This window comes from bacterium, from assembly GCA_026414725.1.
Taxonomy (GTDB): domain Bacteria; phylum Ratteibacteria; class UBA8468; order B48-G9; family JAFGKM01; genus JAAYXZ01.
Window position 1 is genome coordinate 6,016 of sequence record JAOAIL010000013.1, and the last position, 12,801, is coordinate 18,816.

The 12,801-nt window shown below is 36.5% G+C and carries 15 protein-coding genes; 10 read left to right on the forward strand and 5 right to left on the reverse strand.

Going from position 1 to position 12,801, the window contains the following annotated elements:
- The 3 genes from N3D17_05465 to N3D17_05475 all read left to right on the forward strand — a co-directional run.
- Positions 1-269: hypothetical protein (locus N3D17_05465; GenBank protein MCX8082825.1), on the forward strand; the 269-nt coding region annotated here is incomplete at its 5' end.
- Positions 270-439: 170 nt separating this feature from the next.
- On the forward strand, positions 440-2,326 hold the full coding sequence (locus N3D17_05470; protein MCX8082826.1) for a beta-N-acetylhexosaminidase: 1,887 nt from the start codon (positions 440-442) through the stop codon (positions 2,324-2,326).
- A 201-nt stretch (positions 2,327-2,527) separates the two neighbouring features.
- On the forward strand, positions 2,528-3,706 hold the full coding sequence (locus N3D17_05475) for a Gfo/Idh/MocA family oxidoreductase (protein ID MCX8082827.1): 1,179 nt from the start codon (positions 2,528-2,530) through the stop codon (positions 3,704-3,706).
- Positions 3,707-3,711: 5 nt separating this feature from the next.
- Here the strand turns inward: N3D17_05475 and N3D17_05480 are convergent, their stop codons facing one another.
- Entirely contained in the window at positions 3,712-4,671 is a 960-nt protein-coding gene (locus tag N3D17_05480; GenBank protein MCX8082828.1) for a phospholipase D-like domain-containing protein, read from the reverse strand.
- 32 nt (positions 4,672-4,703) lie between these two features.
- On the opposite strand from N3D17_05480, the gene N3D17_05485 reads away from it, so the two are divergent.
- Genes N3D17_05485 through N3D17_05515 form a run of 7 tightly spaced genes read left to right on the forward strand, consistent with a single transcriptional unit; the run spans position 4,704 to position 10,580 of the window.
- Positions 4,704-5,762, forward strand: coding sequence for a zinc-dependent dehydrogenase (locus N3D17_05485; protein MCX8082829.1), 1,059 nt, complete (start codon positions 4,704-4,706; stop codon positions 5,760-5,762).
- Entirely contained in the window at positions 5,759-6,886 is a 1,128-nt protein-coding gene (gene ribD / locus N3D17_05490; protein ID MCX8082830.1) for a bifunctional diaminohydroxyphosphoribosylaminopyrimidine deaminase/5-amino-6-(5-phosphoribosylamino)uracil reductase RibD, read from the forward strand. Before N3D17_05485 ends, ribD begins: the two co-directional genes overlap by 4 nt.
- Positions 6,871-7,452 (forward strand): riboflavin synthase, encoded by a 582-nt coding sequence (locus N3D17_05495; GenBank protein ID MCX8082831.1) that lies wholly within the window; start codon positions 6,871-6,873, stop codon positions 7,450-7,452. The genes ribD and N3D17_05495 overlap by 16 nt, the downstream gene beginning before the upstream one ends.
- Positions 7,453-7,460: 8 nt before the next feature.
- The gene (locus tag N3D17_05500) at positions 7,461-8,663 is read left to right on the forward strand and encodes a bifunctional 3,4-dihydroxy-2-butanone-4-phosphate synthase/GTP cyclohydrolase II (protein ID MCX8082832.1); all 1,203 of its coding nucleotides are present in this window, start codon (positions 7,461-7,463) and stop codon (positions 8,661-8,663) included.
- A 42-nt stretch (positions 8,664-8,705) separates the two neighbouring features.
- Positions 8,706-9,167, forward strand: a complete 462-nt coding sequence (ribH, locus tag N3D17_05505) for a 6,7-dimethyl-8-ribityllumazine synthase (GenBank protein ID MCX8082833.1) — start codon at positions 8,706-8,708, stop codon at positions 9,165-9,167.
- A 38-nt stretch (positions 9,168-9,205) separates the two neighbouring features.
- Positions 9,206-9,646, forward strand: a complete 441-nt coding sequence (nusB, locus tag N3D17_05510; protein MCX8082834.1) for a transcription antitermination factor NusB — start codon at positions 9,206-9,208, stop codon at positions 9,644-9,646.
- Positions 9,633-10,580 (forward strand): flippase-like domain-containing protein, encoded by a 948-nt coding sequence (locus N3D17_05515; protein ID MCX8082835.1) that lies wholly within the window; start codon positions 9,633-9,635, stop codon positions 10,578-10,580. The genes nusB and N3D17_05515 overlap by 14 nt, the downstream gene beginning before the upstream one ends.
- On the opposite strand, the gene N3D17_05520 is transcribed toward N3D17_05515, so the two are convergent.
- The 4 genes from N3D17_05520 to N3D17_05535 form a co-directional block, all read right to left on the reverse strand.
- Entirely contained in the window at positions 10,563-11,531 is a 969-nt protein-coding gene (locus tag N3D17_05520) for a 1-phosphofructokinase family hexose kinase (protein ID MCX8082836.1), read from the reverse strand. The genes N3D17_05515 and N3D17_05520 overlap by 18 nt on opposite strands.
- Before the next feature lie 2 nt (positions 11,532-11,533).
- A complete protein-coding gene (gene rpsU, locus N3D17_05525; GenBank protein ID MCX8082837.1) occupies positions 11,534-11,698 on the reverse strand; it encodes a 30S ribosomal protein S21 in 165 nt (54 codons plus the stop codon).
- Between the two features lie 93 nt (positions 11,699-11,791).
- Entirely contained in the window at positions 11,792-11,950 is a 159-nt protein-coding gene (locus N3D17_05530) for a hypothetical protein (protein ID MCX8082838.1), read from the reverse strand.
- On the reverse strand, positions 11,950-12,768 hold the full coding sequence (locus tag N3D17_05535; GenBank protein MCX8082839.1) for a purine-nucleoside phosphorylase: 819 nt from the start codon (positions 12,766-12,768) through the stop codon (positions 11,950-11,952). The genes N3D17_05530 and N3D17_05535 overlap by 1 nt, the downstream gene beginning before the upstream one ends.
- Positions 12,769-12,801: the final 33 nt, after the last annotated feature.

Consider the following 12,801-nt stretch of genomic DNA (forward strand, 5'->3'; position numbering starts at 1 on the left):
CAGTGCATATATCCCTTCTTATAAAGAGTACCATCAACATTATTGAATTTTACCGACTTCTCAAAAGATACAGAAAGGGGGATATTACCGCAAAAAAGAAGTTGAAAAAGTTGCTGATAGAAGAACTTGCAATTGTAGAAAAAGACATAGAGATTATAAAAAGGAATAAGGACTTTGGTTATCACCCTGAAGCACATGAGAATTTTATAACAGAGAAAGACCTTACCTATAAGATAGCACTACTGAAAAGACAGATAAGAAAACTTTGAACTCAGACTGAAAGGGAAGATTTAACATACACGGATAAAACCAATGGTTTAAAATGTGGAGTATAAGGATGAAAAAGATTGAGATACGAGAGTATTACAAAAAATGGAAAGTTGATAATCTGGGTATTTGGATTTTGATAGAATGAAAAAACAAGAAAGGAGAATGAAGTATGAAAGGGAGATATTTTATTGATTTTAAAAAGGTTCCAGCAGAGATTAAAGATGGACTTCTGGAGATAAAAAAAGATGGATATCCAGTAGTTTTCAGTAGAAGCGGTGCAGTAAAAGAATTATATTTTTCTCCTGTATCAAATGGAGATGTAGAGGGTGGGTTCGATATTATTAAAGGAGAAAAAGGAATAGACATCAATTACAACAGGATTACAGAGGCATTCAGGGCACTGGGTGTACTTTTTGGAATGAATATAAAAGATGAGTACAGGGAGCGTACCAACTTCAAGATGTTAGGGGTGATGCTTGATGCATCAAGGAATGGGGTACTTACTGTGGATAATATAAAACTCCTTTTGAGAAGGTTTGCACTTATGGGAATTAATACATTGATGCTTTATACAGAAGATACATATGAGGTTGAAGGAGAACCGTTTTTTGGATATTTAAGGGGTAGATACACAAAAGAAGAACTTAAGGAAGTAGATGCCTATGCGGAGAAGTTTGGTATAGAGATGTTTCCGTGTATACAGACACTTGGACACTTACAACAGATGTTACAGTGGAGTGTTTATAAAAATATATCTGATACAAATGATATTCTCCTTGTTGGAAAGGAAGAGACATATAAATTATTAGAGAAGATGATAACTTCTGCAAGTTATCCTTACCGTTCAAAGAGGATACACATAGGAATGGATGAAGCAGATATGGTGGGTACAGGGCAATATAAAAAACTTTATGGTGAGAGAGATAAGTTTGAAATTATGAATGAACATCTTGAGAGGGTAGTGGATATATGTAGAGGACTGGGTTTAAGACCAATGATATGGGATGATATGTACTTTCGGTTAGGTTCAAAGACACATCACTATTATGACCTAGATGTTAAAATTTCTGAGGAGGTTGTCAAAAATATACCAGAAGATGTAGATTTTGTTTACTGGGACTACTTCCATACTGACTGTGATTTTTATTCAAAGTTCATTGATATACACAGAGATGTTTTAGGTAAGGAACCGATAGTTGCACCTGGTGCATGGAACTGGAACAGGTTCTGGGCTAATATGCCCTTTGCATATATGACAGTTGAGCCATGCATGAAGGCGTGCAGGGATAAAGGAATAAAAGAGGTATTTATCACAGCATGGGGTGATAACGGGATGGAGAATGATATATATTCTGTTTTACCAGTAGTTCAGTTTTTTACTGAGATGGCATATGTAGGCGGTATTGATAGAAAGGCCTTGAAAGAAAAGTTTATGGGTAGTTGTAGAACAGATATAGAGTATTATGAAAGAGCAAGCAGTATTGATACCATACCGATTACAAAAAAAGGTGAAATACCTCCTAACTGTTCCAAATGGCTATTATGGAATGACACTTTCATAGGGCTATTTGAGCCATGGATAGAAAAGCAGATTTTAGGAAGAAAATATGAAAAACTGGCAGGATTTTTAAAGAAGGGAATAGGCAAAGAAGCACTGTCAAAAAGGTTAATATTTCCTTACCAGATAAGTAGGGTTCTCGCAATAAAGTGCGAGATTCGCAGGAAACTTGTGATGGCATACAGAAACAAGGATAAAAAGAAACTTAATAAACTTCTTGACGAAGAAGTAAAGTCCCTTATTAAGGAAACACGCAAACTATGGATAATCCACAGAGATATGTGGCTTGATACATATAAACCGTTTGGTCTGGAGGTTATAGAGAAAAGATATGGTGGACTTATAGCGCGGCTTGAGAGTTTAGAAGACCGTATTGAAAAATATATAAAGGGTGAGATTGGAAGTATTCCTGAATTTGAAACAGAACTTTTGCAGTTGGAAGATGACTATCGTGTATGGTTTTACAGGACGATTGCAACCCCGAGTGCTATATTTTGAATATATGACTGTTTATATTATCCATGATGTAATTATTTAAACCCATAATCCTGTTTTTGCATATATACCTCTTAAGTTAACAGTTCGCCATAACCCATGAACATGAAGAAAAGTTTGATTTAATATCTATCTGAGATTATATATATTTGACATATTGAGTTTTTTTGGGAATAATCTTATAAGATTTAAGGAGGGTGTAAAATGAATATAGGGGTGATAGGATTTGGAAGAAGGGCAAAAGGATTTATATATGGTGCTTTAAAAGAGGTAGAACCAGATATCCGTATTACAGGGATGATTGACCCTGATGAAAAGGGAGTAAAAGAACGGCTTTCAGAAGAAGATAGAGAAAGGGTGGTATTTTATAAAACAGTGGATGAAATGGTAAGAAAGGCAAAGCCAGATGCAATAGTTATCGGAACAAGATGTAACCTCCATACTCCCTATGCAATACAGGTAGCAAAGTATGATATACCTCTTTTTCTTGAAAAGCCGGTTGCCATTGATATGAAACAGGCAATTGCACTTGAAAAGGCATTTGAGAAGTCAAGGTGCAGGGTGGTGGTAAGTTTTCCCTTAAGGGTCTCTCCTCTCTGTGCCTTTACAAGAGAAATTATAGAAAAAGGTGGTATAGGAGAGCCAGTGCATATTATGGCATGGAACTATGTATCTTATGGTGCTGTTTACTGGGAACAGGAGTACCGCAATTATAAGATTACGCAGGGACTTTTCTTACAGAAGGCAACCCATGACTTTGACTATATTATGTATCTTATGGGTATGCCTATTATAAAGATAGGGGCAATGGCAACATTTCAGAAGGTATACGGTGGGAAAAAGCCATCGGGTCTGAGATGTTCACAGTGTAATGAAACAGAGACATGTCTTGAGAGTCCTGAGAATAGAAATAGGAGCAAGTCCGATCATGGAAATGACCATCTCTGTGTTTATAGTATTGACTGTGGTTCTGTAGAAACAGGAACAAATGAGGATGCATCCAGTGCAATATTTGAGTTTCCTTCAGGTGCACATGGTATATATACTCAGGTATTTTTTACAAAGAGGGATGCCCATGCTCGGGGTTCAACTGTAAGCGGGTATATGGGGACAATTAAGTTTGACTGGTATGAAAACCAGATAAAATATACAAGGCACCATAAACCTTTTACAGATACAGTAAAAACAGATTCTGGACTTTCACATTTTGGTGGAGATATTGAACTTGCGAGAGACCTTGTAAAACTTGTGAAGGATAGTAAGTATAAATCACGTACCCCAATAGAAACAGGGCTGGCGAGTGTATATGTCTGCCTTGCTGCGAAGGAGTCATATCAGAAAGGCAAGTTTGTGAAAGTGAGACAGGTAGGACAGATAAGGTAAGGAAACTACTTTTTCATCCTTAACCTCTCTATAAGAGGAATAGATAATTTAAAAGGCGATGCTGGTAAACTGTAAAAAAGCCATAACTTTTTCCACTCTGTAAGTAATTTTTCAGCGGTTTTTTTGTCTTTTATTATAATCAGGCATTCTGTATTCTTTTTTGCAGAGGTTGTAGGGTTGTAGGAACCGGTTATAACCGTTTCTCCATCAATGATAAAAAGTTTATCATGAAGGAGACCAGCAAGGTTGCTTTTTTTTAGTTTACAACCGTAGTAAGAGAGAGGATAGAAGAAAGAATAGGGTTCTATACCTGATGCATCCATTATTCCGTATACCTTCACACCGGTAAATTTTTTAAGTATAATTGCCCTTGCAATTTTTTCTGATGTAAAACGGTAATGCGCAAAATGTATGGTGTCTCTTGCTTTTGAAAGCTCATTAACTATAATGGATTCACAGTCGGTATCAGGCGAGAAATATATCCTGTATATACTGTCTTCATATACTTCCTCAAAAGGAGTATCTTGCCACCACGCAAGGAATTTCTTGTTGAAAAATTCTGCTATTTTTGGGTCCTGTATAAGTAAAAAATGGTTGTGATGAAGATGCAGTCCATCGTCTGTAAAATTTCCTGAACCAATAAGTACCGAGATACCATCAACAGTTATAAATTTAGGATGGAATAAACCGGATTTTTGATATACCTTTACTATATTTTTCGGTAGATTTTTATAATCTCTCTCAGTAAGGACTTTTATTACTATTCTTTCTTTATTCTTTTTGATAAGTTCTATCATTTTTCCCGATGAAATAGAGTAACCCGCTATATACACAGAACTTTTTGCGTTTTCAATAAGGGAAAGTAGTATTTTGTCTGTTTTACTATTTGGGGTAAAATAGAGAGCAGGCAGGTTTTTAGAAAAAACCATCTGTAAAAAGAAAAAGAAGATTAAATATTTTTTCATAAAATTATTTTAACATAACAAAGGAGAAGAATATGAAAGCAGCGGTCTATTACGGGATAAAAGATATAAGGGTAGAGGATGTAAAAATACCTATATGTGGTAAAGATGAGATTAAAATAAAGGTCCATTATTGTGCTATATGCGGGACAGATGTAAGGATATATCTTTCAGGACATAAAAAGGTTGTTCCACCTGCTATTATAGGACATGAGATTACAGGCGTGATAGAAGAGATTGGTTCAGATGTAAGGTATCCTGAACCATTGAAAAAAGGGGATAAGGTAACAACCGCTACTTCTATTGGATGTGGAAAATGTAAGATGTGTAGTAAAGGTTTTTATAATCTCTGTCCTGATACAAAAGCAATTGGATATTTCTATCCCGGTGGTTATGCTGAATACCTTACAATCCCTGACCCAGCAGTCAATCAGCAGGCAGTGGTTAAACTTCCTGAAAACATCTCTCTTAAAGAAGGGGCACTGATAGAAGCACTTTCCTGTGCAATTAATGCACAGAGTTATCTCAATATAGGTAAGGGAGATAATGTAGTGATATATGGCGGTGGTCCTATCGGGTTTATGCATGCTGTACTTGCTTATGCAGAAGGTGCAACAAAGGTGATAATGGTAGACCCAGCATATGAACGACTTGAGAGATTTGGGAAAAACTTCGGAGATATTATCCTTCTTGACCCGAGAAAGGTAAGTGTAAAAGATGAGATAAAAAAACTTACAGATGGTTATGGAGCAGATGTGGTAATTACTGCCTGCCCTGCAAAACAGGCACAGGTAGAAGGGATTGAAATACTCGGTTCAAAAGGAAGGATTAGTTTATTTGGCGGACTTCCAAAGGATGATTCCTTTATCAATATAGATTCTAACCTTATCCACTACAAAGAACTTTCTGTCTTTGGTGCTTTCGCTTCTAACAGGAGGGATTTTATTAAAGCAGCACAACTTATATCAGAGAAAAAAATAGATGCAGAAAAGTTTATCTCCTCTGTTGTGCCACTGGAAAGGATAAATGAAGGGATAGAGAGGGTAAGAAGTGGTGAGGTGTTAAAGTGTGTGGTTGAAATTAATAAGGGATGAGAGAACATAAAGAGTTTATAAAAGAGACACTGAAACTTGCAGAAAGAGGAAAAGGGCTTGTCAGTCCAAATCCAATGGTAGGAGCACTTATAGTAAAAGGTTCTCGTATCATAGGTAAGGGCTGGCATAAGGCATTTGGATTACCACATGCAGAGATAGAGGCGATAAAGGATGCAAAAGATAAGGTAAAAGGAGCAACCCTTTATGTAAATCTTGAACCATGCTGTCATTATGGTAAGACACCTCCCTGCACAAAGGCAATCATAGAGGCAGGAATAAAAGAGGTTATATGTGCAATGGAAGACCCCAACCTACTGGTATCAGGTAAGGGTATTGAACAACTTGAAGAGAGTGGAATTACTGTCAGGGAAGGTATTTTAAGCGAAGAAGCGGAAAAATTAAACAGAGCATATATTACATATATTACTAAAAGAAGACCTTACATTATATTAAAATGGGCGCAGACACTGGATGGCAAGATAGCAACAGGAAAGGGGAGTTCAAAATGGATTACAGAAAAGGAAGCGAGGGATTTTGTAAAAAATATGAGGTTTGAGGTGGATGGTATTGTTGTAGGCATAAATACTGTAATAGAAGACAATCCCTCTCTTGATTATATAGTGCCCTCCTATCAGACAAAAAAAGATATTTTGGGAAGAAAGCGATACTGGAAGATAGTAATAGACCCGTATCTTAAAGTTTCTGAAGAATGTAGAATATGGGAAAACCCGAACAGTAAGGTTCTAATGGTTGTTTCAGATAGGGTGACAGAGGAAAGGGTGAGGTATCTTCTGGATAAAAAAGGATGTGAGGTTATAAAAGTCCCTGATGAAGATGGAAAGTTGAACCTTAAAGTATTGATGGAAGAACTTTATAAGAGAGAGATAGGTATTATTATGGTAGAGGGCGGAGGATATACTCTCACTTCATTCTGGGAAGAAAAACTTGTAGATGAAGTGATGATTTTTACAGGGAATAAAATCCTCGGTGGTGAAAACTCGATTTCTCCTATAGGCGGAAGAGATAAGAAATGTATTTCTGAAGCAGTGAGGGTGGATTATTATGAGACAAAAATGATAGGGGATGATTTCTTTATAAGAGGTAAGGTATGTTTTCAGGGATAATTGAAGAAGTGGGCAGGATAAAAAAAATAGTTCCATCAGGTGGAGTGAGTGTATATGAAATTTCTGGAGAAAAGATTTTTGATGAGATTAAGGAAGGAGATAGTATATCTGTTAATGGGGTATGTCTGACAGTGGAAAAAATAAACAGAAATATATTTGGTGTTTCATTAAGCAGACAGACATTGAAGGAAACCAATCTCTCTGATGCAAGGGTGGGGGACTATGTAAACCTTGAAAGGGCTATAAGATTAGGAGATAGGGTAGGGGGGCATATACTTACAGGTCATATTGATTTTAAAACACCACTAAAATATTTTTATAAAGATGGAAAGAGTGGAATGATAGGATTTTATATTCCAGAAAAGTTCCAGAGATATGTGGTTTTTCGTGGTTCTATAGGTGTTGATGGTATCTCTCTTACAGTCGCAGAGTTGAAGGGAAGAGAGATAAAAATTTTTGTTGTTCCTTACACCATAGACCATACAAATATAAAATACCGCAGACCGGGGGATATGTTAAATATAGAGATGGATATTACAGCAAAATATATAGAGAAGATGAAATGAATAGTAAAATTTTCAGTTCCATTGAAGAAGCGATAAAGGATATTAAAGCAGGAAAATTTATCGTTGTGGTGGATGATGAAGCGAGAGAGAATGAAGGAGACCTTGTAATGGCATCTGAGAAGGTAACTCCAGAAGATATAAACTTTATGGCAAGATATGCGCGGGGACTTATATGTGTCGGACTTACATCAGAAAGAATAGAAGAACTGAAACTCCCTCCTATGTCTCCTGATAATACTGCACTCCATAGAACCGACTTTACTGTTTCCGTTGACCCGGCAAAAGGAGGAACAACTGGTATCTCTGCAGCGGACAGGGCTCTAACAGTGAAACTGCTTATAGACAGAAATACCAAGCCAGAAGACCTCGCAAGACCTGGTCATATATTTCCTATCAGGGCAAAGGATGGTGGAGTGCTTGTAAGAGCAGGGCATACAGAAGCAGCAGTGGATATAGCACGACTTGCTGGTCTTTATCCTTCAGGGGTGCTATGTGAGATAATGAGAGATGATGGAACAATGGCAAGGGTTCCTGACCTTATAAAATTTGCAAAGAAGCATAATCTCAAGATAATTACTATAAAAGACCTGATTGAATACAGAAGGAAAAGAGAAAAACTTATTGAAAAGGTCTTATCTGTTAATCTTCCCACTGACTATGGGAGATTTAAACTTATACTTTATAAGGATAAGATAGAAGAAAATCCACACCTTGCGATTGTAAAAGGGAATCTTAAACTAAAGAATAAGGATGATAGTATCCTTGTCCGTGTTCATTCTCAGTGTCTGACAGGAGATATATTCCATTCTTTAAGGTGTGATTGTGGCAGACAGATGGAAAAAGCACTTAAGATGATAGAAGATGAAGGAAGAGGAGTACTTATCTATCTACCACAGGAAGGTAGAGGAATAGGACTTGAGAATAAACTGAGGGCATATTATCTTCAGGAGAGAAAAAAACTTGATACAGTAGAAGCAAATCTGCATCTGGGGTTCCCTGACGACTTAAGGGATTATGGTATTGGGGCACAGATTCTTGTAGACCTCGGGCTTACCAGGATACGACTCCTTACAAATAACCCGAGGAAGGTCGTTGGTCTGGAAGGTTATGGCATTGAAATAGTGAAAAGAATTCCTATTGTGGTAAAATATACTTCTCACAGTAAAAAGTATATAGAAGCAAAAAAGAAGAAACTTGGACATATGATATAGAATAAAAGGTATTGATAAATCATTTTAGGGGAGGTGGAGAAGATGAAAGTAAAGGAAGGTATTTTAGATGCAAAAGGAAAGAAGTTCGGGATAGTTATTAGCAGGTTCAATGAATTTATTTCAAAACATCTTTTAGAAGGTGCGGTTGACTGTATTAAGCGGCATAATGGAAGTGAAGAGAGTATAGATGTGGTATGGGTACCCGGTAGTGTTGAAGCGGTCTTTGCTGTTTCAAAAATGGCAGGAAGTGAGAAGTATGATGCTGTTATCTGTCTCGGAGCAATAATAAGAGGGGAGACCCCGCACTTTGAGTATGTGAGTTCCCAGATAACGAGGGCGATAGCACAATTGAATATGGATGGTAAGACACCGGTTTCTTTTGGTATTGTGACAGCGGATTCAACAGACCAGGCAATAGAGAGGGCAGGAACAAAGATGGGGAACAAAGGATGGTTTGCAGCACTTTCAGCCATTGAGATGGCAAATCTTAAGACAGTCCTGTAAAGAAAGACAAACAGATTTATATAGCAGTATATTGAAAAATGAAAAGAAGGAAAGCAAGAGAACTTGCAATGATATTCCTTTATCAGATGGAGATAAGGGATGAGTTAGAGGGATTCAATGAAAAGGTTTTAAACTCTTTTCTTGATGAACAAGAGATAAAGGATGAAGAGATAGCGGAGTTTACTCGCCACCTTATAAAAGGTACTATTGAAAACCTTCCTGTTATAGATAGAAGTATATCAGAGAGTTCTATCAACTGGTCACTCAAAAGGATGCCATATATAGACAGAAATATTATGAGGATTGCAATATATGAAATGTTATTCGTTGATACTGTACCAGAGATTGTATCTATAAATGAAGCAATAGAGTTAGCGAAGAAATATGGTTCAAGAGAGTCCCCTAAATTTGTAAATGGAATCCTGCATAAGATAAAAGAAGAATATAAGAAAATCCAATCCAGAGATGAAAAAGGATAATCTTAAACTATTTTTAAGAGTAATTGTAAGTGTTTTTTTTCTTTATCTCGTATTTAGAAAAATTAACCTGGTGCTACTTTATACAACACTTAAAGAGTGTTACATTCCCCTTGCAGTGATATCTCTTCTCATAGCAGTTTTACTCTCGTTTCCACTTACTCTTAGATGGTATTTTCTACTTAAAGGACAAAAAGCAGATAAGATAAGATATATAAATATCTGGAAACTCAGTATGATAGGGATGCTTTTTAATAACTTTCTGCCAACAGGCGCAGGAGGAGATATAGCCAAGGTTTTCTACCTTGTTAAGGGGGAGGAGAATAAACTACTTTTAGGGAGTTCTGTCATTATAGATAGATTTATAGGTGCTCTTACAGTCATAACGATGGGAGTGATAGCAGGTCTGCTAACACCTGATATTCCTGTAAGAGTAAAGTATTTCCTGCTGTTTCTTATAACCTTTTTATTATTTGTTTTTATGTTTTTTTCATACAGGACTTTTGCATCATTCTTCTATTCCCCTTTTCAAAAATTCCTCCCTCAGCGATTAAAGGAGACCCTTGAAAATACCTATACTGCATTTAACAGGTATTTATCAGAAAGAAGATGGCTTTTTTATGCAGTTACTATTAGTTTTTTGTTACAGACAATATCTATTGTAAATAACTATATTATGGCGCTTTCCATTCTCTGGAAAGATATAGCACAACCTTCATTAATACAATTTTTTATCTATATTCCTATTATATGGACAGCAACGCTGGTACCATCTCTCGGTGGACTTGGTATAAGGGAGTTTACCTATGTCTATTTTTTTACACCATCTATGGGGAAGGAAAATGCTTTTGCACTTTCTATAATATTCCTTCTTAGTGTTATTATTCAGAGTGTTATCGGTGCAGTCATACTTTTTTTCTTAAAAGAAAGACATTAAAGTAGTTTTAGAGGCATTAACAACTTTTACCTTTTTTAATATATCGTTCACATCTGATTTATCTGGCATACATGTTCCTTCCTTTAATGCCTTTGCTACCCCAGAAGCCACAGCGAGAGATAAACATTCTTCAGGGGACATTGATTTCCAGTATCCGTAGAGAAAACCAGCCAGAAAGGTATCTCCACACCCTATGGTGCTTACTGCTTTGATAGAAGGGGGTATACCATAAAGAAAACATTTATTGGAAAAAAGAATTGCCCCTCTTTCTCCGTTGGTTAAAAGTATATTGGATATCCCTTTATCTATGATGGAACTCAGTATATATTGAAGGTCTTTAAATGAGCGAATCTTTTTCCCTGTAGCCCTGCTTAACTCCCACAGATTTGGTTTTATAATATGGGGTTTCTCTTTAATCCCTTCCTTTAACACATCTCCGTCCGCATCAAGTACCACTATACCTCCTTCTGCCAGAACCCTTTTAATTATTCTTCTGTAAATGTCTTTTTCTATTCCAGGAGGTACGCTTCCAGATATGGAAACAATATCCCCTTTAGAAATATTTAAGGAATAGATAAGATTAAGAAAGGCATCTTTCTCTTTTCTGGATACAGAGGGACCTTTTTCATTAATTCTTAAGACCTTTTTACCTGCGATAAAGTTAAATATATTTCTGATATTTCCCTTAATAGGAACATATCTGAAAGGGACTTGTTCATCTTCAAGAAGTTTCTTTAATATAGTCCCATTTGGTCCACCTAAAAATGTAAGTGCAGTGGAAGGACATCCGAGTATATTAAGCATACGGGCAACATTCAACCCTTTGCCCCCGGCATCTATACGGGATTTTTCTATACGGTTGATATCATCAAACCTAATGGAACGAAGATAAAATGTATGGTCAACGCTTGAGTTAAAAGAGATGGTGTAAACTGATGGAACGGAGGACATTTTTATCTTACGGGTGCTCTCCTTTCTTTTCTTGCCTTTCTTCTCCTTCTTATCTGGCTGGGTTTCTCATAAAACTCTTTTTTCTTTAACTCCCTTATAATTCCTTCTCGTTCTACATCTCTTTTGAATTGTTTGAATATACGTTCAAAGTCAGGGTTTCTCCTCATTAAAAATTTGTCACCTCCAATCCTTTAAAGAATTTCAAAAATAATAAGTCAATGCCATGAAAATTTATTCTTTATAACTGTGGACGATATAGATTATACACTATCTATAATAAATATCTTTGCTCCGCAGTGCTTACATTTTTTTTCATCCGGTGTATAACTATCCACCATAAAACAGATTCTACACCGTATCGTCCTTTTATCAATCCTTTCCTTCTTTTCAATCTCTTTTTCTTTTTTATTCATAGCCATTAAAGTTCTATTATAACCTTTTCTACAAGTTCTGTCAATTTTGGTTCTGCATTAGATGCAACCTCAATAATTTCATCCAGAGAGACCGGTTTTAAGGCATCAGGGAGACACAAATCTGTTATTACTGAAACTCCGAAAACCTTTAATCCGATGTGTATTGCTGCTATAACCTCAGGGACTGTGGACATACATACCATATCAGCACCTATAAGCCGGAGGAATCTATACTCTGCTTTTGTTTCAAGATTTGGACCTGTAAGTCCTACAAGCACACCCTTTTTAACAGGTATCTTTAGTTCAAGGGCAACATCCTCTGCTATTTTTATAAGGGAAGGGTCATATACACAACTCATATCAGGGAATCTCGGTCCAAATCTTTCATCATTGTATCCGATAAGTGGATTATACCCCATAAGGTTTATATGGTCAGTAATAATAACAAGGTCTCCTCTTGAAAATAGAGGGTTTAGTCCACCTGCAGCATTTGATTCAAGAAGAGTGTCTATTCCTAAAAACTTCATTACCCTTATGGGAAGTGCTATCTGGACAGCACTATACCCTTCATATAGATGGAACCTTCCCTGAAGGGCAACTACACTTTTACCTCCCAGTTTCCCGAGTACAAGATTTCCTGTATGTGATTTTACTGTTGATACAGGAAAGTGAGGTATATCTTTGTACGGAATAACGGCATCCTTCTTTATTCTATCTGCTAATTTATCCAGCCCTGTTCCGAGTATAATTCCAATGTCTGGTTTCAATGAGGACTGCTTTTTTATATATTCAACTGCCTCCATTATCTTTTCAAACTCATTCATCTGTCCTCCTCGTTAAATTTAAGTAATTTTCTG

Excerpts from the sequence above, each read along its gene's own strand:
- N3D17_05470 (MCX8082826.1), top strand. The coding sequence starts at position 440 with ATGAAAGGGAGATATTTTATTGATTTTAAAAAGGTTCCAGCAGAGATT.
- N3D17_05475 (MCX8082827.1), top strand. The coding sequence starts at position 2,528 with ATGAATATAGGGGTGATAGGATTTGGAAGAAGGGCAAAAGGATTTATA.
- N3D17_05480 (MCX8082828.1), bottom strand. The coding sequence starts at position 4,671 with ATGAAAAAATATTTAATCTTCTTTTTCTTTTTACAGATGGTTTTTTCT.
- N3D17_05485 (MCX8082829.1), top strand. The coding sequence starts at position 4,704 with ATGAAAGCAGCGGTCTATTACGGGATAAAAGATATAAGGGTAGAGGAT.
- ribD (MCX8082830.1), top strand. The coding sequence starts at position 5,759 with ATGAGAGAACATAAAGAGTTTATAAAAGAGACACTGAAACTTGCAGAA.
- N3D17_05495 (MCX8082831.1), top strand. The coding sequence starts at position 6,871 with ATGTTTTCAGGGATAATTGAAGAAGTGGGCAGGATAAAAAAAATAGTT.
- ribH (MCX8082833.1), top strand. The coding sequence starts at position 8,706 with ATGAAAGTAAAGGAAGGTATTTTAGATGCAAAAGGAAAGAAGTTCGGG.
- nusB (MCX8082834.1), top strand. The coding sequence starts at position 9,206 with ATGAAAAGAAGGAAAGCAAGAGAACTTGCAATGATATTCCTTTATCAG.
- N3D17_05515 (MCX8082835.1), top strand. The coding sequence starts at position 9,633 with ATGAAAAAGGATAATCTTAAACTATTTTTAAGAGTAATTGTAAGTGTT.
- N3D17_05520 (MCX8082836.1), bottom strand. The coding sequence starts at position 11,531 with ATGTCCTCCGTTCCATCAGTTTACACCATCTCTTTTAACTCAAGCGTT.
- rpsU (MCX8082837.1), bottom strand. The coding sequence starts at position 11,698 with ATGAGGAGAAACCCTGACTTTGAACGTATATTCAAACAATTCAAAAGA.
- N3D17_05530 (MCX8082838.1), bottom strand. The coding sequence starts at position 11,950 with ATGGCTATGAATAAAAAAGAAAAAGAGATTGAAAAGAAGGAAAGGATT.
- N3D17_05535 (MCX8082839.1), bottom strand. The coding sequence starts at position 12,768 with ATGAATGAGTTTGAAAAGATAATGGAGGCAGTTGAATATATAAAAAAG.